This window comes from Salmonella sp. 5800, assembly GCF_046558195.1.
GTDB lineage: Bacteria > Pseudomonadota > Gammaproteobacteria > Enterobacterales > Enterobacteriaceae > Salmonella > Salmonella enterica.
Map to the genome: position 1 here is coordinate 442,108 of NZ_JBGDOX010000002.1, position 20,911 is coordinate 463,018.

The 20,911-nt window shown below is 47.3% G+C and carries 21 protein-coding genes and 4 pseudogenes; 7 read left to right on the top strand and 18 right to left on the bottom strand.

What is annotated here, in order from left to right; translation table 11 throughout:
• Nucleotides 1-33 precede the first annotated feature (33 nt).
• Nucleotides 34-774 carry a peptidoglycan meso-diaminopimelic acid protein amidase gene (gene dpaA / locus ACLJZ5_RS07125; RefSeq protein ID WP_001225658.1) on the top strand — a complete coding sequence of 247 codons (741 nt, stop codon included), beginning with the start codon at nucleotides 34-36 and terminating at the stop codon, nucleotides 772-774.
• On the opposite strand, the gene ACLJZ5_RS07130 is transcribed toward dpaA, so the two are convergent.
• On the bottom strand, nucleotides 745-1,512 hold the full coding sequence (locus ACLJZ5_RS07130) for a class II glutamine amidotransferase (protein WP_000333387.1): 768 nt from the start codon (nucleotides 1,510-1,512) through the stop codon (nucleotides 745-747). The genes dpaA and ACLJZ5_RS07130 overlap by 30 nt on opposite strands.
• Before the next feature lie 212 nt (nucleotides 1,513-1,724).
• Nucleotides 1,725-2,303: a D-sedoheptulose 7-phosphate isomerase gene (lpcA, locus tag ACLJZ5_RS07135; protein ID WP_000284051.1), complete on the bottom strand. Its 579-nt coding sequence runs from the start codon at nucleotides 2,301-2,303 to the stop codon at nucleotides 1,725-1,727.
• Nucleotides 2,304-2,542: 239 nt separating this feature from the next.
• On the opposite strand from lpcA, the gene fadE reads away from it, so the two are divergent.
• From fadE to pagN, 4 genes are all read left to right on the top strand, one after another.
• Nucleotides 2,543-4,987, top strand: coding sequence for an acyl-CoA dehydrogenase FadE (gene fadE, locus ACLJZ5_RS07140; protein ID WP_000973043.1), 2,445 nt, complete (start codon nucleotides 2,543-2,545; stop codon nucleotides 4,985-4,987).
• A 108-nt stretch (nucleotides 4,988-5,095) separates the two neighbouring features.
• Nucleotides 5,096-5,863, top strand: a complete 768-nt coding sequence (locus ACLJZ5_RS07145; protein ID WP_000015789.1) for an amidohydrolase — start codon at nucleotides 5,096-5,098, stop codon at nucleotides 5,861-5,863.
• Between the two features lie 309 nt (nucleotides 5,864-6,172).
• Nucleotides 6,173-6,580, top strand: coding sequence for a Spy/CpxP family protein refolding chaperone (locus tag ACLJZ5_RS07150; protein ID WP_000788200.1), 408 nt, complete (start codon nucleotides 6,173-6,175; stop codon nucleotides 6,578-6,580).
• A gap of 345 nt (nucleotides 6,581-6,925) precedes the next feature.
• Complete coding sequence (gene pagN / locus ACLJZ5_RS07155; protein ID WP_000787605.1) at nucleotides 6,926-7,645, top strand: adhesin/invasin protein PagN; 720 nt, start codon at nucleotides 6,926-6,928, stop codon at nucleotides 7,643-7,645.
• 3 nt (nucleotides 7,646-7,648) lie between these two features.
• On the opposite strand, the gene ACLJZ5_RS07160 is transcribed toward pagN, so the two are convergent.
• The 10 genes and pseudogenes from ACLJZ5_RS07160 to ACLJZ5_RS07205 form a co-directional block, all read right to left on the bottom strand.
• A complete protein-coding gene (locus ACLJZ5_RS07160; RefSeq protein WP_001575654.1) occupies nucleotides 7,649-7,864 on the bottom strand; it encodes a hypothetical protein in 216 nt (71 codons plus the stop codon).
• A gap of 119 nt (nucleotides 7,865-7,983) precedes the next feature.
• Complete coding sequence (locus tag ACLJZ5_RS07165; protein WP_000970302.1) at nucleotides 7,984-8,931, bottom strand: LysR family transcriptional regulator; 948 nt, start codon at nucleotides 8,929-8,931, stop codon at nucleotides 7,984-7,986.
• Nucleotides 8,932-9,427: 496 nt separating this feature from the next.
• Nucleotides 9,428-9,665, bottom strand: a pseudogene (locus ACLJZ5_RS07170) (PerC family transcriptional regulator); the annotation flags it as partial.
• Between the two features lie 82 nt (nucleotides 9,666-9,747).
• Nucleotides 9,748-10,569 (bottom strand): polysaccharide deacetylase family protein, encoded by an 822-nt coding sequence (locus ACLJZ5_RS07175; RefSeq protein ID WP_000119391.1) that lies wholly within the window; start codon nucleotides 10,567-10,569, stop codon nucleotides 9,748-9,750.
• Between the two features lie 409 nt (nucleotides 10,570-10,978).
• Nucleotides 10,979-11,449, bottom strand: a complete 471-nt coding sequence (afaD, locus tag ACLJZ5_RS07180) for an AfaD family invasin (RefSeq protein ID WP_000266944.1) — start codon at nucleotides 11,447-11,449, stop codon at nucleotides 10,979-10,981.
• A 21-nt stretch (nucleotides 11,450-11,470) separates the two neighbouring features.
• Nucleotides 11,471-13,981, bottom strand: coding sequence for a fimbrial biogenesis outer membrane usher protein (locus tag ACLJZ5_RS07185; protein ID WP_024798311.1), 2,511 nt, complete (start codon nucleotides 13,979-13,981; stop codon nucleotides 11,471-11,473).
• A 23-nt stretch (nucleotides 13,982-14,004) separates the two neighbouring features.
• Complete coding sequence (gene safB / locus ACLJZ5_RS07190) at nucleotides 14,005-14,742, bottom strand: pili assembly chaperone SafB (protein WP_023197143.1); 738 nt, start codon at nucleotides 14,740-14,742, stop codon at nucleotides 14,005-14,007.
• A gap of 83 nt (nucleotides 14,743-14,825) precedes the next feature.
• The gene (locus ACLJZ5_RS07195; protein WP_077906567.1) at nucleotides 14,826-15,344 is read right to left on the bottom strand and encodes a pilus assembly protein; all 519 of its coding nucleotides are present in this window, start codon (nucleotides 15,342-15,344) and stop codon (nucleotides 14,826-14,828) included.
• A 748-nt stretch (nucleotides 15,345-16,092) separates the two neighbouring features.
• Nucleotides 16,093-16,666 (bottom strand): annotated as a pseudogene (locus tag ACLJZ5_RS07200) (integrase core domain-containing protein); the annotation flags it as partial.
• Complete coding sequence (locus tag ACLJZ5_RS07205) at nucleotides 16,600-16,797, bottom strand: transposase (RefSeq protein ID WP_024798308.1); 198 nt, start codon at nucleotides 16,795-16,797, stop codon at nucleotides 16,600-16,602. The pseudogene ACLJZ5_RS07200 and the gene ACLJZ5_RS07205, both read right to left, overlap by 67 nt.
• A gap of 35 nt (nucleotides 16,798-16,832) precedes the next feature.
• Here ACLJZ5_RS07205 and ACLJZ5_RS07210 point away from each other — a divergent pair, with 35 nt between their 5' ends.
• On the top strand, nucleotides 16,833-17,096 hold the full coding sequence (locus tag ACLJZ5_RS07210) for a SymE family type I addiction module toxin (protein ID WP_077914068.1): 264 nt from the start codon (nucleotides 16,833-16,835) through the stop codon (nucleotides 17,094-17,096).
• A 66-nt stretch (nucleotides 17,097-17,162) separates the two neighbouring features.
• On the opposite strand, the gene ACLJZ5_RS07215 is transcribed toward ACLJZ5_RS07210, so the two are convergent.
• From ACLJZ5_RS07215 to ACLJZ5_RS07230, 4 genes and pseudogenes are all read right to left on the bottom strand, one after another.
• Nucleotides 17,163-17,441 (bottom strand): hypothetical protein, encoded by a 279-nt coding sequence (locus ACLJZ5_RS07215; RefSeq protein ID WP_077905328.1) that lies wholly within the window; start codon nucleotides 17,439-17,441, stop codon nucleotides 17,163-17,165.
• 130 nt (nucleotides 17,442-17,571) lie between these two features.
• Nucleotides 17,572-17,729, bottom strand: a pseudogene (locus ACLJZ5_RS07220) (RHS repeat-associated core domain-containing protein); the annotation flags it as partial.
• Nucleotides 17,730-17,758: 29 nt separating this feature from the next.
• A complete protein-coding gene (locus ACLJZ5_RS07225; protein ID WP_024798306.1) occupies nucleotides 17,759-18,226 on the bottom strand; it encodes a sugar tyrosine-protein kinase in 468 nt (155 codons plus the stop codon).
• 1,132 nt (nucleotides 18,227-19,358) lie between these two features.
• A pseudogene (locus ACLJZ5_RS07230) lies at nucleotides 19,359-19,532 on the bottom strand (RHS repeat-associated core domain-containing protein); the annotation flags it as partial.
• Between the two features lie 136 nt (nucleotides 19,533-19,668).
• Between ACLJZ5_RS07230 and ACLJZ5_RS07235 the strand changes: the two are divergent.
• Nucleotides 19,669-19,926: a SymE family type I addiction module toxin gene (locus ACLJZ5_RS07235; RefSeq protein WP_024798305.1), complete on the top strand. Its 258-nt coding sequence runs from the start codon at nucleotides 19,669-19,671 to the stop codon at nucleotides 19,924-19,926.
• Nucleotides 19,927-19,984: 58 nt separating this feature from the next.
• Here the strand turns inward: ACLJZ5_RS07235 and ACLJZ5_RS07240 are convergent, their stop codons facing one another.
• Both ACLJZ5_RS07240 and ACLJZ5_RS07245 read right to left on the bottom strand, forming a co-directional pair.
• Nucleotides 19,985-20,293 carry a hypothetical protein gene (locus ACLJZ5_RS07240; RefSeq protein ID WP_023203423.1) on the bottom strand — a complete coding sequence of 103 codons (309 nt, stop codon included), beginning with the start codon at nucleotides 20,291-20,293 and terminating at the stop codon, nucleotides 19,985-19,987.
• 18 nt (nucleotides 20,294-20,311) lie between these two features.
• Nucleotides 20,312-20,911 (bottom strand): RHS repeat-associated core domain-containing protein (locus ACLJZ5_RS07245; protein ID WP_410958900.1); only part of this gene is annotated, 600 nt, incomplete at its 5' end.

Genomic DNA, 20,911 nt, shown 5'->3' on the forward strand with positions numbered 1-20,911 from the left:
CGTGTGTAACCGTTTTATCAAGGAACAAGCAGTATGCGTAAAATCGCATTTTTTCTTGCGATGCTTCTGATGCCGTGCGTCTCATTTGCCGGTTTGCTGAGCAGCAGCAGCCCCGTCACGCCGGTCAGTAAAGAGTATAAGCAGCAGTTAATGGGCTCACCGGTCTATATTCAGATTTTTAAAGAAGAGCGCACCCTTGATCTCTACGTCAAAATGGGTGAGCAATACCAGTTGCTTGATAGCTACAAAATTTGCAACTATTCCGGCGGGTTAGGCCCGAAACGCCGTCAGGGCGATTTTAAAAGTCCGGAAGGGTTTTACAGCGTTCAGCGTAATCAACTCAAACCAGACAGCCGTTTTTATAAGGCCATCAACATTGGTTTTCCCAATGCCTACGATCGCGCGCATGGCTATGATGGTAAATATCTGATGATTCACGGCGCCTGTGTTTCCGTCGGCTGCTATGCCATGACCGACAGCGGCATTGATGAGATTTTCCAGTTTGTCACCGCCGCGCTGGTCTTTGGTCAGCCGAGCGTGCAGGTGAGTATTTATCCGTTCCGGATGACCGACGCCAATATGCAGCGTCATAAATATTCATATTACAAAGATTTCTGGGCGCAGCTAAAACCCGGCTACGATTATTTTGAACAGACGCATAAGCCGCCAACTGTTTCTATCGTTGATGGACGTTACGTCGTGAGCAAACCGTTGAGTCACGAAGTCGTTCAGCCACAGCTGGCCTCAAATTATACGCTCTCCGAGGCAAAATAACGCCCATTCGCCTGGCATAATCTTTTGCCAGGTTTCATTCCCCGTTAGCGGCTGGGTAGCAATCACGGTAACCACGTCATTTGGCGTGGTCTGTGAACTGAAATCAATTTCCATATCCTGATCCACCAGCGTGGCTACGCCAAACGGCGCCCGGCGAGTGATCCAGTGCAAATGGGTTGAGCAAAACGCCATCACATATCGCCCATCTGACAGCAGCATGTTAAAAACGCCTTTTTCACGTAATACCGTCGCCAGTGTCGCAATATATTTAAATACCGCCGTCATGTTGCCCGGCGTGCGGGGATAACGCTGCGTTAATTTATGCAATAGCCAGCAAAACGCTTTTTCGCTGTCGGTTTCCCCCACCGGACGAAAATTACCGGTTTCCAGCGACTTATAACCGTTGAGCTGACCGTTATGAGCATAAGTCCAGTTGCGTCCCCATAATTCCCGGGTAAAAGGGTGTGTATTTTCCAGCGCCACTTCACCGCGATTAGCCTGACGGATATGGGCGATAACCGAGCAGGACTTGATCGGGTAATTCTGTACCAGTTTCGCAATCGGCGAATGGTAGCTCGGTTGCGGATCTTTAAACGTGCGACAGCCCTTTCCTTCGTAAAAGGTAATTCCCCAGCCGTCTTTATGCGGCCCAGTTCCGCCGCCACGCTGCACCAGTCCGGTGAAGCTAAAGCAGATATCCGTCGGCACATTGGCGCTCATCCCAAGCAGTTCGCACATACATCACCTCCACAAACGCCTTAAGCGGGAAGGCGTAATTTTTACAGCCAATCAAAACTCAAAATATCAAAGAAAACAATATGCTATACCCTAAATAATTCGAGTTGCAGGAAGGCGGTAAGGGAGGAAATCCCCAGGAGCATAGATAACTATGTGACTGGGGTTTCTGAGCGCAACCAACGCACCTGCAGCTTGAAGTATGACGGGTATAGTTATTTAACCATCTCTTTTTCGATCAGTTGAATCAGGATATGAATCACTTTGATATGAATTTCCTGAATACGATCGGCATAACCGAAGTGCGGTACGCGAATTTCAATATCCGCCGTTCCCGCCATTTTGCCGCCGTCTTTGCCGGTCAACGTGATCACTTTCATGCCTTTTTCACGGGCCGCGGCAATCGCTTTAATCACGTTACCAGAGTTACCCGACGTCGAGATCCCTAACAGGACATCGCCTTCGCGCCCTACCGCCTCAACGTAACGAGAGAAAATATAGTCATAGCCAAAATCATTACTGACGCAGGATATATGGCTAACATCAGAAATCGCAATTGCCGGGTAGCCCGGACGATTTTCACGATAACGACCTGTCAGCTCTTCAGCAAAGTGCATCGCATCGCAATGGGAGCCGCCGTTACCGCAGGAAAGTACCTTACCACCCGCTTTAAAACTGTCAGCCAACAGGACCGCCGCGCGCTGAATGGCGTGAATATTGGCGTCATCTTTTAAAAAATTAGCCAGCGTTTCCGCCGCTTCGTTCAGTTCGTTACGAATAAGATCCTGGTACATGAGGATATCCTTCAGCATGAATGTAAATGACAGTATGCAGTGTACCGGATAGCAGTACAGGCGAGAAGCATAAGCCGAATTAACGCCTCACGCTTTTGATTTTTCGTGCCCCCAAAAACGGCAACAATGTGAGCTTTGTTGTAATTATTTTGTAAACACATTGCTAAAAGATTTTACATCCACTACAACCTAATCATCACAAGTGGTCAGACCTCCTACAAGCAAGGGAGCTTTTCGTTATGATGATTTTGAGTATTATCGCTACGGTTGTTCTGCTCGGCGCATTGTTCTATCACCGCGTGAGTTTATTTCTCAGCAGCCTGATTCTGCTCGCCTGGACCGCCGCACTTGGCGTCGCTGGCCTGTGGTCCATCTGGCTGTTGGTTCCTCTGGCCATTATCCTCGTGCCGTTTAACCTCACACCGATGCGAAAATCAATGATTTCCGCACCGGTGTTCCGCGGCTTCCGTAAGGTCATGCCGCCGATGTCGCGCACTGAGAAAGAAGCGATTGATGCCGGTACAACCTGGTGGGAAGGCGATCTGTTCCAGGGCAAGCCAGACTGGAAAAAACTGCACAACTATCCGCAACCGCAACTCACTGCCGAAGAGCAAGCGTTTCTCGACGGCCCGGTAGAAGAAGCGTGCCGGATGGCGAACGATTTCCAGATTACCCATGAACTGGCGGATCTGCCGCCGGAACTGTGGGCTTACCTGAAAGAGCATCGTTTTTTTGCGATGATCATTAAAAAAGAGTACGGCGGGCTGGAGTTCTCCGCTTATGCGCAGTCCCGTGTACTGCAAAAACTGTCCGGCGTCTCCGGGATTCTGGCTATCACCGTCGGCGTTCCAAACTCACTCGGCCCTGGCGAGTTGTTGCAGCACTATGGTACGGAAGAGCAGAAGAATCACTATCTGCCGCGACTGGCGCGCGGCCAGGAGATCCCCTGCTTTGCGCTGACCAGCCCGGAAGCAGGTTCTGATGCAGGCGCCATTCCGGATACCGGCGTGGTTTGCATGGGCGAATGGCAGGGCCAGCAGGTGCTGGGTATGCGCCTGACCTGGAACAAGCGTTACATTACGCTGGCGCCGATAGCTACCGTGTTGGGCCTGGCGTTTAAGCTTTCCGATCCGGATAGATTGTTAGGCGGAGAAGAAGAGCTGGGTATTACCTGCGCTCTGATCCCCACCTCAACGCCGGGTGTGGAAATTGGTCGTCGTCACTTCCCGCTTAACGTTCCGTTCCAGAATGGCCCAACCCGCGGTAACGATATTTTCGTGCCTATTGATTATATTATCGGCGGCCCCAAAATGGCCGGGCAGGGCTGGCGTATGCTGGTGGAATGTTTGTCGGTAGGACGCGGTATTACCCTGCCGTCCAACTCCACTGGCGGGGTGAAATCCGTCGCGCTGGCAACCGGCGCCTATGCTCACATTCGTCGTCAGTTCAAAATTTCTATCGGCAAGATGGAAGGTATTGAAGAACCGCTGGCGCGTATTGCAGGTAACGCTTATGTGATGGATGCCGCCGCATCGTTAATCACCTACGGCATTATGCTGGGCGAAAAACCGGCGGTACTGTCGGCTATCGTGAAGTACCACTGCACCCACCGCGGCCAGCAGTCCATTATCGACGCGATGGATATCACTGGGGGTAAAGGCATTATGCTGGGCGAGAGCAACTTCCTGGCGCGTGCTTACCAGGGCGCGCCTATCGCGATTACCGTGGAAGGCGCGAATATCCTGACCCGTAGCATGATGATCTTTGGTCAGGGCGCCATTCGCTGCCATCCTTATGTACTGGAAGAGATGGCCGCAGCGCAGAATAATGATGTGAATGCCTTTGATAAACTGTTGTTTAAACATATTGGTCATGTCGGCAGCAATACCGTCCGCAGTTTCTGGCTTGGCCTGACCCGCGGATTAACGAGCCATACGCCAACCGGCGACGCCACGAAGCGTTATTACCAGCATCTGAACCGACTGAGCGCAAACCTGGCACTGCTGTCCGACGTGTCAATGGCGGTACTGGGCGGCAGCCTGAAACGCCGCGAGCGTATCTCCGCGCGTCTGGGCGATGTGTTGAGTCAGCTTTATCTGGCCTCAGCCGTACTGAAGCGTTACGACGACGAAGGTCGCCACGAAGCCGACCTGCCGCTGGTGCACTGGGGCGTACAGGATGCGCTGTATCGTGCTGAACAAGCGATGGACGATCTGCTGCAGAACTTCCCGAACCGCGTCGTGGCCGGATTGCTCACCGCGATGATCTTCCCGACTGGCCGTCATTATCTGGCGCCGTCTGATAAGCTGGATCACGCCGTGGCGAAGATCCTGCAGGTGCCGAACGCCACACGTTCACGCATTGGGCGCGGTCAGTATCTGACGCCCGCCGAACATAATCCGGTCGGTTTACTGGAAGAAGCGCTGCGTGATGTCATCGCTGCCGACCCTATCCACCAGCGCATCTGCAAAGAGCTGGGTAAAAATCTGCCGTTTACTCGTCTGGATGAACTGGCGCGCAATGCGCTGGCGAAAGGGCTTATAGATAAAGATGAAGCCGCCATTCTGGCGAAAGCGGAAGAGAGCCGCCTGCGCAGTATCAACGTTGATGATTTTGAACCTGAAGCGCTGGCGACCAGGCCGGTAAAGCTGCCGGAGAAAGTGCGTAAAGTCGAAGCCGCATAATCAGTCTCGTGTCTTTCCTGCCCCGCTTTCGCGGGGCTTTTTCTTGCCGCTTTTTTATTATTGCTCATGCTACAGTGTAAAGACGCTGTTCAATGAGGAGCTCCGATCGTGTCTGGTTTGAAAATTACTCTGTTGCAACAACCTTTAGTCTGGATGGACGGCCCGGCAAACCTGCGTCATTTTGACAGACAGCTAGAGCTCGTATCTGGCCGGGATGTGATTGTTCTGCCTGAAATGTTTACCACCGGCTTCGCGATGGAGGCCGCTAATAACTCACTTTCGCAAGATAGCGTGATTACGTGGATGCAGGCCAAAGCCCGACAAACTGACGCTCTGATTGCCGGCAGCGCGGCGCTACAAACTGAGCGCGGCGCCGTAAATCGCTTCTTACTGGTTGAACCGGAAGGCAAGGTTCATCTCTATGATAAGCGCCATCTGTTTCGTATGGCGGATGAACATCAACATTATGCCGCAGGCGATAAACGCATCATCGTGCAGTGGCGCGGTTGGCGCATTCTGCCGCTGATCTGTTACGATCTGCGCTTTCCGATATGGTCGCGCAACCGCAATGATTACGATCTGGCGTTGTATGTAGCGAACTGGCCCGCGCCGCGCTCGCTACACTGGCAAACATTACTGACAGCGCGCGCTATTGAAAATCAGGCTTATGTCGCAGGCTGCAACCGGGTTGGCACCGATGGCAACGGGTTACATTATCGCGGCGATAGCCGGATCATTAATCCCCAGGGTGATATTATCGCCACCGCCGAACCACACCAGGCGACACGTATCGATGCCGATCTTTCTCTCGTCGCCTTGCAGGACTATCGCGAAAAATTTCCAGCCTGGCGCGATGCCGATCCATTCACCTTGTAAGCAACCTGCCGCTAACCGCGGCGGGATTGTTTCACTCCGTAACTCTCCGTAAAACAAATTCGCGTGGCGTAATGTGGCAGGCAACGTATTCTGACTAAGAGCCTATCCCATTAGGGCTATTTTACTTGCCATTTTGGACCTGGGCAGTGCTCAAAATCCTCACGTACTACGTGTACGCTACGGTTTTTGCGCGCTGTCCGTGTCCAAACTGGCTGCGCCAATAACGCCTACTGGGATAGGCTCTAAGATAATTGCTCGCCATTCGTGGGTAATAAAAACGGTTAATCACTCCCTTATCAGGATATCTTCATGAAAAACTTTGTACGCACAACTTTACTGGCAGCGACTCTGGCGGGCGTTTCTTTTGGCGCTTTCGCCACCGCTGTCCCCAATCCTCCCCTGCCCGCCCAGGATCCTATTGTCCAGCATCTGAAGCTGACAAACGATCAGATTACCCGGATCAAAAAACTTCACCAACAACTGGAAACCGACGTCAGTCAGATTTCTATGAAGGGAATTAAAGACGGTGCGCTGATAGAGGTGATTAAATCCGGTAAATGGGATGACGCCGCCGTAAAACAGCAGCTTGCAGCCTTCAGTAACATAGAACAACAGGCTCGCTATTATCGGGTTAAATATTATTTTGATTTAAGCAAAGTCTTGACACCAGAACAACGTCAACAGGTACAACAAGATCTCGCCCAGGCACTTGAGTAAATATTTTTGCCCGTTATTCCTGGATAACGGGCTTTATCCAGGTCGGGTACAAATTCATCTTCATCTTTTTCTTACAGCATCGCTCTATCTCACACTACCCGTTACATAACGTAGAAGTGAAACCGTACGTGGGGCTGGCATACGTTGGGCAATTTGGCGAGGAGATGGATTTCCATACCGACGATTATCGTATTGTTATTTAAAATCTTCATCTCATTTTTTACCCGCTTACAGAAAACCCTGCGTTACAATAGACCGTTTTTTGGGCTTCGTTTATGTAATCGTTATATCACACCCTATACCGTGAAACTTGTCTTTTAGCCCAATATTAAGGCAGGTTCTGAAATGAAAAACTTTTTCGCAGTCTGCATCATTCCCCTTGTGGTAGCCTGGTCCGCTACTGCATCAGCAAAAGAAGGGATCTATATCACCGGGAAAGCGGGGACATCCGTAGTCAATGTCTATGGAATCAACTCAACCTTCAGCCAGGATGAGATAGTCAATGGTCATGCAACGTTACCTGACCGTACCAAAGGCGTTTTTGGCGGCGGGGTTGCTATCGGTTATGACTTTTATGATCCATTCCAGCTTCCAGTACGTTTAGAACTGGATACCACTTTCAGAGGTGAGACGGATGCTAAAGGCGGGCAGGATATTATTGCATTTGGTCAGCCAGTACACATAAATGTAAAAAATCAGGTCCGAATGACCACTTACATGGTTAATGGCTATTATGATTTTCACAATAGTACGGCATTTACACCCTATATCAGCGCAGGCGTTGGCCTCGCTCATGTGAAGCTAAGTAATAACACCATTCCTGTTGGTTTTGGTATTAATGAAACTCTGTCTGCTTCAAAAAATAACTTTGCCTGGGGCGCAGGTATCGGTGCAAAATATGCTGTAACAGATAATATTATGATTGACGCCAGTTATAAATACATTAATGCCGGCAAAGTAAGCATTTCAAAAAATCACTATGCTGGTGATGAACATACCGCTTATGATGCAGACACAAAGGCTGCCTCCAATGACTTCATGCTCGGCATTACTTACGCCTTTTAAACACTATCGGTAAAATAGCTGGTCCTGTGGGTTCCCGAAGGCGCAATGGAGGATATCAGTAATGAATACTCCTGCGCCTTCAGAAAATCGTTGAACAGGTGCAACCTGGCGCCATTTTTCAGTACACTGCAACGTTTCTGGTATGGGCTTAACTTCCGGCTGCCCAAAAACAGCCCCGTCCTGTTTCCGGGTATTATCATTTCCGTCAGTCGGCATCATGTTTTGTATTAGGCATCGTCAAAAGACGACTGGCTGACCAGTCGCATATCTCGATGCCTCAATTCAGTCATCATCATGTGGGTTTAAGTCAGGAACGTATCAAAACCATTCCAAACGGGTTAATCATCATTCAGAAAATCAATTTGTGGGCGATTATTCCATTTATCTTCAATAAAAGACAGAAAGCGTTGAAATAAAGGAGAATAATACTGACGATGACGCCATACAAGATAAATGGGGAGATCTGGGACCCTCCATTCAGGAAGTATAATTTCAAGTTCATTATTTTTTAAGTATTTGGTGGCAAGCCAGGCCGGAGTCATGAGGTTGATACCCTTTCCTTCTAAAACCAAATTAAGAACACTCAAAAGATTATTGGAAGATAAATGAACATTAACAGCGCCACTAATAGTGTATGATTCATCTTGACGGAAAAGAGTAAGAGGTCCGGAAAGACCATGATTGTGAAGACCCACAATAATGTGATTTTCCAAATCGCCAGGGTGTGAGATCCTGCCATATTTTCTGATATATTTCGGACTCGCACAAAGAACCAACTTTAAAGGGCTTATCTTTCGATACACGAGATCCTCACTTTCGATTATGCCACTTTTAAAAACCAGCTCATCAAACTCCAGGGATTTACTAAAAAAATCGCTACGCTCTCGTGAATCCAGGTAGATTTTTGTATCCGGATAGCTAGCTGTAAATTCCCATATCCACTTATTGGCAAGAAACTCACAGACAATAGCCGGAGCCGAAAATTTTATACTCCCTCTGATAATTTTATCCGGATTTCGCAATTCATCCAGCAAGGACTGAAAGGAAGATGTTATCCTTTTCATGCTTGCATAGGCTGTCTGCCCAGCTCCAGTCAGTTCTAAGTGATGTGAATCGCGCCGAAGTAAAGTAACCTCAATAGAATTCTCAAGGCGGCTAAGCGATTTACTGACAGCAGAAATGCTAATATCTAATTCCCGCGCAGCCCGGGAAAGATTCCCTACTTCCGCCACTTTAATAAATATCATCCAGTCTCGCATACCACGATTATTGATCAGTTCCATCATTATCTTCCGTTGATAAAAGAAATTCTTATATTAAAGGAGCTATCAACGACTTACTGATGCGTCATTGTGTGCCTCAATGTCCTTGATATCATCATAATAAAAAATCTATTGGCTGCAAAATAGCATCTGAATCGATCATGATTTTGCATCCATCTCCGGTTACTAATTGAACCTGTTTACCACTCAGTGTAAATACCCTATCTCAGAAGTGATCGTCAAGGTTGTCGCCGAACCAGATCTCAATAATAAAGTGGTTCATTGTCATGCACCCGTTCTGCAAAGGCATTCTCCTTTTCTGTGACGCAGTCTGGAGCACATTAATTGCATCGTTCACCTAACAAAGTATCCCGTGGAAACAAGCAAAACATCGCCAGATTATTCTTACTTGCATACCCCCCACCCGGCTCGATATTATTTGTGAAAGTGGAGGAAACAGAACAGACGGTTTAAATAAGACGCTTACTCAAAACATAAACCTATGTGCAGGCTCCTCTCATTTCGTCACGTCGCTGATATCCAGCTTTACTGGCGCCAGGGGAAGATATCTGCGCAAGGCAATAATTCCGGCGCAACAACAACCACTCCCGCTGGGCCTCTGTACATTCAAAATCTCCCATGACCAAAAGCCAGCGGGTAGAAGCCCTGCGCCAGTGACCTGCGGCCTCCAGATTCTGCGCAACCGGGTCTATCACGGCCTCCGGTGTTATCTTATTTCTGCTCAAAATCAGCACCATCATTTGGGATATAGCCTACAACCCCTGCCCGCCGATGATGGGGGAGGATTCGGTATGCAGCACTTTCATCCTGGTCTCCGGCTCAGTCAGCTATCCGACGTGCCCCCTTATGCCGGGCCAGCAGCGAAGAAAATCCGGGCGTGGTGTGATAAAACAGACGACGTTTCAGCCAGCCCACATTCTTTCGCTCCTTTGTGTTGATACGACCAATACGCTGTGAACCGATGACTGGATTGTTCATACGCCTTTCTGTGGTATACAGGTATGTGAACCCCAACTCTTCAGCCACATGAATATAATCAGAACAATACCAGCCCTCAGGCCAGCACAGATGCTGACTGCAGTAACCCAGCATCTCCCTCATCCGCTTACGACTAAGAAGAATATCGACACGAAGCAAATCCGACGGATTACGGGACACAGGTTTCTGGTCCCAGCGTCGGTGGGTGTGCGTGTGCGAGTGAAACTCAACAAGGCCACTGAGGTGCATCTCCCGAACCTCTGACCAACGCAGCATGACCTCATCAGCCCGGCCTTGTTTAACCAGCATCTGACACTCATCATGAGAGTACACCGGTTCGCCTGCAGGAATACGGACCGGTCCGTCACTGATCAAACTGGTCACAAGAAAGAGATGCGCATGCAGATTAAACTCCTGCAGCACCGGAAAAACCTGCAACCAGTTATCCAGCCAGCCGCCATCAAAGGTCAGCATGACGCTTTTACGAGGCAATCTTGCACCATGATAAAAAGCTTCCACCTCTGCTGCGGTAACGGTTTTCCAGCCAGATTCAGCCAGCCATTTCATCTGCGCCCGGAACGTACGGGGAGATAAGGTTATCTGTCCGGGTTTATCACTGACATGGTGATACATTAATACCGGTAAATGTCGTGCATAAGACATATGCTTTATTCCTTTATGTAAAAAATAAATTATTTTTACGCCTGAGGGGACAAGAAAAAGCCCCCTAAACATAAAATCTTAAATATCACATATGAATACCTGACAGATAAACAAACCTTATACCAGGGGCTTATAAAGCCCCGCTCACAAAAGAGTGAATCAAACAAACCCACAAAACAGAAAATAATAAAGGCATCAGTGTCCGTTAAATTATTTTACGAAACATAATATTCCTCTCCCTACAAAAAGAATGATGAATTTCAGATTTTAAAATCAATCAGCAATTGATTTTTCTGCAATGAAGATTGCTAACCATATTTGCCTTGAGTAAATTTTCAATACATCCTCGAGCCTGATATACAGTATTCGCCTTATTCACTTATACAGGAAGTATGAGTGGAACAGACGGCTACGTATCCTCCTGCGCCAATGCACAGGCCTTAAAATCCAGCGTCCAGGTGTCCGCAGGCACTTCCTGATTGCCATCAACGACCACACTGAAACTGGCGTTATCTGCAGCGGTTCTTAAAATGGCGCCACGACCACTCACCATATCTGGTTGCCACCCCTCGCCCTCCAGGCGAACCTGAATGTGATGGCGAGGATCCTGTTGCCCGCTCAGCAGCAATACGGTAGGCGTGTTACCCGCCTTTTGCTCATCGCTCCATACCCGAAACCCGCTGTGACTGCCGTGATAAGTCACCCAGCCTTGCGCAAGCACCATCCCATCTGGCACATGCCCAGCCCGAAAGTAAGTCCCTACACGTAGCGTTGTCTGAAGTTTTTCTGCGGCGTTCGCTATCGGCACCAAGCTACTGGCAGCGACCAGTATGGTTACGCTATAGATAACCGTTTTCACTCGCTGTATTTTCATCCACATTATTCTCTCCTTCAGAATCGGCTATCTGCAGAGACCGCTCATTTGATACAAGCCCGCGATTCCCTTGTGGGCAGGTAGGTGGTAGTTAACCCGACATTGCTGTGCTCCCCATTTCACCGTCAGTTCGCCCTTATCCGCCAGACCAGTGAGATAAACCTGGCTATCAGTATCCACCAGAGCAGCACTGCCATCCTGCCCATTGACTGTAACCTGCGCCCCGAAAGGAATGGCGCTCCCATCTTCCCGTTTCAGCGTCATCAGTGCCCTGGCCCCGATGCGAGTGTGAAACTTCGCTTCCACCACCGCCCCTTCGGTTGGCACCACGCGCACATCGGTTTGTGTGACCTCTGCGTCATCCGGTAGTCGCGACGGATCGAGGCTGACTGTATTCTCCTGATAGACGCTCAGGTTGCCCACTGTGGTGTCGCCACGAAAATCCGTCTTAACGCCAGGCCAGCCGCCAACTGGCACCCCCGAGGCCCCTGGCGCTTCAACCAGCGCCACTGAGCCTTGCAAAGGTTGCCCCAGCGTCACACCATGATGGTGGATAACTATACCTCCCGCGATATTGGCTCCCATCTGGCGCATCGCCCGGCTGTAGCTATAGTCACCACCTAACAGGCCGTAATCCCCATTCCATGCCAAGTGCAATGCGCTGTTATTACCACCACCTGGCGGGGCATCGGCACGGTAACTCTGACGCACCTCCCAATCCAGTTGCTGACTGAATGCCTCTCCGTTGACCCCCACTTGTTGCGTCTGACCACCGTGTGATGGTGAAGTCATCTGCCAACTAGCACTTACATTATTCCCCGTCCAGCGGCTTAATGGCATACTGAACCACAGGCTGGTTATGTTCTCTTTACGGTGCGCGCCATTGCGCCACAGCGTTCTGTTTTGATTCCAGTTCAATGACAGCGAGCCCCCTCCGATAGAGGTTCCCCAACTCAGTCCGTAGCTGTCATCATGACCGGGGCGATTACGCCAGTCGGTACGGGAACCGCTTAAACTCAGATTGCCCAAATGCCTCCCCCATGACTGACTCAACATCAGGGTAGTACGCGAGCTCGGCTGCAAATTTTCCCGCCACGACCATAGACGGTTGCCATTATGTCGATAACTGTCGAGCACATCGGATAGGGTGTTATAGCCCTGCGAGGCATACTGCCATCTCGTCAGAAAAAAATTTGTCCCCGTCGCAGTCAGCTGGTTGCTGTAACGCAGTCGCCAGGAGGCTCCTTGCTGTACCGCTTCCCCCTGACGCTGACTGTGTGTGTCGCTTCCATCGACAGATAAACTCCCCCACCGCCCGAGAGATCCCCCCAAACCAAGCAATGCAGCTTGATAGTGCGTTGCACTCTGTATACCGCCGTATGCAGTGAGATTCCACGGCAGACCATACATCAACGTAGCCTGCGCGATCTGCGCCTTATCCGTTGCAGAGTCTGACGATCGGTATCGGCCCGCCAACAGGCTGTACTTCAAATATCCCTGGTGCAGTGCTATCGCCGGGGTCTGATACGGCACCACAAACATTTGTGTACTGCCATCGGCCTCCCACACGGTGACATGCAGATCACCACTACTGTCTGTTACCGACAGATCCCGCAGTGCAAACGGTCCGGGCGCCACGGTGGTGTTGTAAATGGTGTAACCATTCTGTTTGACCTCCACCCGAGCCTGCGTGCGGGCAATCCCACGCACTACCGGAGCAAACTGCCGCTCACTGTAGGGCACCATGTTGTCATCCGATGCCAACATCACACCGGTAAATGGCACACTATCAAATATCTCCCCCTGCGAAGTCTTTTGCCCCAGAGTCAGACGACTTTTTAGTGAGTACAGTCCACGCTCAGCATAGGTATATGCTGCCTGCCACTTCCCCGACTGTTGACTACTCCGCTGCCAGCTGGTCGCATTGCGGACACGCCACGCACCTATATTGATTCCCGGTTGCAGTTGTACCCAGGAAGAGTTGTCACGCCTCTTCATATCCATTTTGTAATCCGTCTGCGTTGTCCTCGCACTGTAGTTCATCAGAAACGCCGGAATACCATCATCCCAGAGATCTTCAGGAGCGATCCCCTTAAATTTCGTACGCAACGCCACCTGAGGAATACTCAGTTGCAGTTGCTGATTATTGATATCCAGTACCGCTTTAGCCTGTGGAATGGCGCTCAGATCCGCACACTCATCTGGGGTCTTTGCTGCTTTCCACAACTGAGGGTAATCTTCCGTTTTTACGCCGTAGCGTGAAAGCTGACTGACCGTCAAACAAGGAGCCAGAAAAGGCGTTCCTTGCCCATCCTTTTCCAATTTGAACACCACATCACGGGTGTCGACACGTTTACCATTCACCATCACGTCCACGCGATAAGTCCCTGGCTGTTGTACCCCCTGGTTAAAGAGCGACATATCAACCCCTTTCGCTGCATCGCCCAACATTGATGCATCGAATGTGTAAGCGTGCGCATTTGCGCAATGAACCACTCCCGCGATAAACAGTAGCAAGGCAGGTTGTTTGAACTTCATTTTCTGCCGCTAAACCCCTGGATTTATTTAAGAACGTAGTGGAACGGATGACTTTCACCACCAAAGTCTGTAATAACTCTCCACTCAATATCACCATGGGCACTACCTGGCATATTTAGTGTTTTGTCAGCAAAGGGGGGGACATACTCAAGCCCTGTAATGGGCTTTCCCCCTACTGTGACAGAGGCTAAATTCATGTAAAACGGGGTGGGGTTCTCCACCTTAAGTTTGTTGCCCGTCTCCACCCATCTTAAATTTCCTGCAACATCTTCCGGCGTCCCCTTCACGGCATCCGGGCGGAAAATCAGCTTATCACAGGCGTTGATGGACAAATTGAGGTCAAGGGTCGCGCCCTTAGCCTGTGTATCCGACGGTTCATTTTCGGGTGGTACCGCCTTTATACAGACCCACTGTAAAGTCTCACGATCCGTTGGCATGTCACCACCAGTACGGACAATACGCAGTTGACTCTGCTGGTTCGCTTCTAAACGAAATAGAGGCGGCATCACCAAAAAGGGAGCAGGCGAACTTTTGTCTGCAGCTTTGACTGAAGACTGAACCAAAATAGGGTAATTCTGCGGGTTGCTCACCGAGAGCGTCGCGCCGGGCGTACCAGCGTGATAAATCACTCGTGTAGCCCCCAGCTTCACGCTGAATAATTTAGTGGCTGAATTTAATTGCTGCCTGGCGGCATATACTGAAACCATAGAATTAGTGGCGAACAAAGCTACCGCCATTACAGCAAAATTAACTACTTTCATATCAAAAATTGTAAAAGAAAAATAGATGATTTGATGTGTATTGCGCCTTAAACAAGGCGCAATACACTAATAGTTGTTTACTATTAAGGTTGATATCCCACTACGTCTACAGTTATTGGGTACGTGTCAGCTGTGACATTCTGCGCCGCTCCCGCTCCTGTCAGGACAATATCAAGCGCGTCATTGCTATTAAAGGTCATCCAGTTCACCCCATTCCATTTTTCCGTGCCATCAGCTCTTCTAAGACTGTCACTTGATAAGCCCACAATGATCTCTCTACCAGTATTTTTACCAGCTACACGCCATGCAGTGCCAGTAAGGTCTACTATTTTGTTAGCAATCCCCCTGACCCCGAATTCTTTAAGAGTAGTAGAATTAACTTCAAGCTTCGCAATTTTCGTGCCAAGAGCATTTGGCCCAGCCTTTAAGCCCGACACAGGAATAAGCGATACGGTTAAATCTTGGGGAGAGGAAAACACAATATCCGCTGATTTTTGTTGCTCTGAGTTCGGCAAAAATGAGCCAGCATAACAACTAGCAGCCATCATGCTCAACGCACTTGCGATAATCAATTTTTTTATGCTTTTCATTTGAATAACCACCTTTTTTTAACCAAATTAAAATAATCCAGCACATCCAGAACACATAACACCATACCAAATCTTACCGTATGGAAAAATCCGTGGCTGGTAATAACAGCTTGTACTTATTGGTATTTGTTACCAATTCAAATAAGTAATGTCATAAAAATCTATATATCAGAGCACCTCTTAATCTGAAAAAAATTGCGTTATTGCCAATATAAACAGTGTTTATGTTAACATCGTGTTGTCAGGGTGGAATAGAATACTAGTCAAAAAGCAATTATACCTTCCATCTACATTCAAGTGATAACATTACAATGACACCCACCACACTGGGTGTGGGAAACTTATCTTCGAAGAGAGGATAATTATCAGGCATCGTTGCAACATTGTTTATATTTAAACATACATCTCCTAACTCGACGGTAAGATTATTAGTTAACTTTTCCTCGCAGGGAAGATCTTTAATGGAAAATCTTGTTTTCCGAAACGGAAAAGCAATTATAACGCTCCAACGAGAGTCTCAACACTAAGAGCTGACTGACACAGGTCAGACTGATTATACAGGCATGAAAAAGCTCTCCCCTTCCTTTCAGTTCTTGCTGGATTATGCAAACGTCGCACCACCTCCCCGTGAACATGGCACATTAATTTGAAGCAGCTCTCATCCGGTATCGCTTTTCAGTGCAACGAAATTCATCGCAGGTGCCCCCGTAAATAGACCCGTTTTAGTTCCATGCATTTTTAAGATTCCGGCCAGATAACGTTATTGGCGGTATTCCTTGGGTATCATATTGTTCCGCGATTCATGTGGACGTTCGCAGTTATATTCTGATAACCCTTTATCCGTAATTTCCCGCACCTCATTCAGCGTTCTGAACAGATAAGAATTGAGTATTTCTGTACAGTATGTCCGGTTAAAGTGCTCGATAAAAACGTTTTTCTTCGGCTTACCCGGCTGAATAAACGCCAGCTTTACTGCATGTTTCTTTGCCCATTCAGCCAGTGCCAGCGAGATAAATTCCGGTCCCTTATCCATACGCAGCATGGCCGGATAACCGCGGTTGCTGTAATCCTGTCGAGTACACGGACCACTCGCAGAGCTGGCAGATTCAGATCGATTTCAATCGACAACGCTTCACGATTACAGTCATCAACAACATTGAACGTGCGAAAACGAAGCCCATAAACCAGCTCTGGTTCAGCGCTTCCGGCGTGACCAGTGGCGAGGGATTGCGTACCGGCAGCCGTTGTTTACCCTTACGGCGAAAATTCAGCTTGAGCAGACAGTAAATACGGTGGAGCCTTTTGTGATTCCACGCGTATCCCTGCCGCCGTATCCAGACTTCCAGTTGTCCCTGGTGGCTTCAGAAATACCGGCCTCCCGGTAGACATCTTTAACAGTCCGTCCGGATTCGACTGTTCTAATCACAGCGATGATCTGGTGCGCAGTAAAACGGGCTTTACGCACAGCGATCTCCTGCGTTGGCAGATTGATTATGCCGGATGATCTCTAAATGTGAATGGATGCCGCAGGCGGGGTTTATTAACGGGATGCCCGTCAAGGTGCGGGTAATGAGGGATTGCATCGTGATCACCCCGCAGCATACCCGCGAACTCTTTGGCTGTATTGAAGGGATGAGCGTGACTTTTATTAATCAAAAGAAGGTGAAAGCGTGGCTGAAAACCTTTCCGGGGGCGCTGAACGATACCGGGGATATTCCGGTGATTAAGCGCAAAAGAACGGAACAGGAGTTAATGAGTAATTGATAATAAAAAGCCGGGAAAAGATAACCCCTCCGGCTTTTACACATTATTCATCCGGTTCCAGATGTTTTATTTCAATCCTTTTGGTTTTATTTCTGGATGTTTTTCATATAATGGATTCATTATTTTAATAAGAATTTCATCCATGGTAAAACCAACCGCTTCTCGATATGCCTTAAATTCACTCTCATCACAACGGGACTGAACAACAGCAACAGATTCATCAACTTCCTTACCGAATCTCAACATTAACTCACTAATTAATACAGCTGTATCCTTATCGTTAACCATACTTATTCCTGTAGTAAAAAAATCAATAGCCTTGATTTCCTTTACATTCGTCAACACAATTCCAGCAAGCAAATCCGTTACTTTTTGTAGGTAAAGACATAAATGAGTATTCACTAATGCAATTATTTTCAACCATTATTCATCTTAATAACGTGCCAGGATCACCTCTATCAGTACCACAAGTAATAAGACCAAGAAGATTACTATCTGTAATAGGATTCAGAGGATAATGATATCGGTTCCATCCCCCTTTCAGCCCTATTGGATCTACGTAATATACCTTCCCAGTCCCGGATTATAGAAACGATGCTAGTTATAATACAGCCCCAATTCTTCATCGCATTGGGATAGGTTCTAACTGGAGTTATCACACATTAATGTAATTTAATTACCTCCCCATGTTTCCCCGCATCATCCGTAAACATTGCTTGCAAGCATATTTTTTGTCTATCATTTTTAATATAGTTAAATTCTTCAATTAAAGAATAGTTAATATAGTCCACTCTATAATATAACTCCACGGATTTTGAATTAATGACATTACTATATTGAAGTTTTCGCCCTTTAAATTCACCGAGTATTTTCATTTTAGTTCCCATAACTGTTAAAAAATCTTTTCTCGCAGTGGCATTTTTGAAAGAGTCACATGACAAATCATATATCTCAGCATACTCCCCTTTATTATAAAGAGAAAAAAGCTTATCAACTTCTTCTTTCGCAACTTCTCGAATAGCGCTATCATTTTTAATATTCTCTCTACCTAACCATGTAAAAAATAGAATAACGAACAACACAATCAACACCATAAATAGTAACGATAGAAAAAATCTATTTCTTTTCACTTGAATTCACCTGATAACCAATCATATCCCTTATCCATCAGATCGAAAATCTCCGATAGACACCTCGAATGCCGGGAGCATGTGAGTTCCCCCTAGTCTCCAAATCCGGGTCCCATACTCACACCTTTTGTATATTTATAACTATCATTTTTATTACGAGCATCTGTATAAGCCATTCCCGCAAGAAGTGCCTCCATAAGAATCCCCTCCAGACTCTGATATTCCTGGTAATAAATCAGCATCAGGGGCTGATAGTGTGAATAACAAACCAGCAGAAGTACCTGTACCGCTATGATCACACAATGAATAATACGCACAAACCTCTCTTTCCTTTGGGGGTGTGTACTCCAGCTCCAGTTGCCCCACCATCTGCTCTGGCGTCAGCCTCCCGTAACAGTCATACCGGTACAGTTACTACATATCTTCCGTGATGCGGTTATCCGCCTATAATGATTTCCCGGCTTTTATTCAACGAATGATTAATAATTTCATGTACAGTCTCTGATATTCTTTACTCAGAGTTATCAGCCTATCCCCCAAAATAAATCACATATTATATTGATTATTTTTTAAGATTATCTCTAAACATCCCTCTTTTCGATAAAGTGGCATATAACATCCATATTATCGCGATTACACTTCCAATAATAAAGATCAACATGGATATTTTATTAATCATATTCATCAAACATCAATGTTCCTATCTCTTTGATGAAATTCATTGGAGAATCCATCATGTTATGGAATTTCTCTTTATACACATCGCTAATTGATGGCTTACCTGGATCGTCAAACTGTTCGCTATAAGGGAATACATCTAATAAATTTCTCCAGCACCTATCCTTGTCGGTTTCATTAAGTGATTCTGATAATCATAAATTTGCCCTGTTATATGAAGCAGTTGCTAATTTGATATTCCCCCCATGCCAGAGAGACATTGCCCACTGGAGACAATATAATAAATCCATCAGCAGCAATACCTATCCCGAGTTTGGCTACCCCACTTGTGTGCAATCTTGCAGAATTAGCCGTATTTAAACTAGCCGTTAACATTTTTTGCCGGATTAAATGGAAGATTATCCAGACTATTATTAGTCTCATCTATCATGCGACTACATATTTCACATGTAAACAATCCCAGCGGATCTATATCTATGACGGGATTCAACGGATAGTGGTAAGGATTTAATCCCCCTTTCAGCCCTATCGGGTCCTGACTGACGAACCTACCACACTCCGGTGCATAATATCTGAACAGATTTGAATGCAGTCCCGTTTCATCGTCAAAATACGGCCCCGGCAGCCGGCTGCTCATCACCGGCCGGGGCTGGCCGGGGAGAGGGGGGCGCAGTGCCCGGATGTCGCGCCCATACTCGCTCACCCTGAGCTCCACAATCAGCCAGCATCCGGCGGATAAATAAGAATTTATTTAGTCAGCAAATATGAATGCCTCCGGCGTCAGCGTCCGCCACATCAACAGCGAAACCTGCATGACCGCCTGTTACTCACAAATCCCCAGCCTGCACCTTAAGGGCGACTGGCTGGAAGAAGCGGGATTTAAGACCGGGCGCGGCGTCACCGTGAAGATTTCACAGGGGTGTATTGTGCTGATGGCGGACAGTAACGAGGAGCAGAAGCTGCGCGAACAGCTTTACAAGGCTGAACAGGTGGTTAAGGGGATGCGGGACGTGATTGTTTAGTGGAATGAACGGGGATTAATAATAAAAGAGGTCCGAGAATATCTCTCGGACCAATATACTAACGACCACCATATATAGAGATGACTTCTTTAGTCTTTACGTTTATGTTAACATTTATCTCTTTAACCTCAATACCACCAGAACCTATATCCATCCAGTTATCTTGAGTAATTTCCTCTGATAAAAATGTAATAGTATAGAACTCTACATTTTCTGTTTTACGGATAATAGGATTGAAAATTAAATAAAAATTTTCCACATCGTATAATTTACTCCACTCACTATTTTTAATTGCTATAATTGCATTAAATAAGAACGGAGTTAATTCTTTATCAATCTCAAGAACACAACGATTTTTTCTATTCATCAGATATACCCCCGCACCTTATAACGGTATCGCATCATCAGGGCCGCTGACTCTACCAAAAATCTTCCAGAACCCGCCACTTGGCGTTCCTAAAGCATCAGTATAGCCAGGATAAGAACCATTTGCCTGATTATGAATAAATATATCTTTTGAAGAAAATTGATCACTATTGTGATAATCTCCCGCCTTATTCGTCCGGTTAAAACCGCTGTCAGAATAATCACCATGCGTGTGATATTGCCCGACTGGTGTCGAACCTTTGGGTAAGCCTCCTGCTGAATCTTTAAATGTTGGCGCTGTTCTGCCGGTTCCTAAACGACCACGTGTATATCCGTAAGAACCATCTTTAGCTCTAAATATAATTCCGCCGTACTCTCTGTTTTTAAATATGGACATCGGGTTATATTTACTTAGAGCAGATCTCGCAGCATCATCCGCACTTGAAAAACCTGAACATGATTTCCTTAATCCGAGGGGATCGATCCAGCTTAACGGATTCGGTGCATACGCATATAAGTTTATTCCGCCCCTCAGCGAGATTGGATCGCCCGATATAAACTTCCCGATATCCGGATCATAAAATCTGTACAAATTGTAATGCAGCCCCGTTTCCCTGTC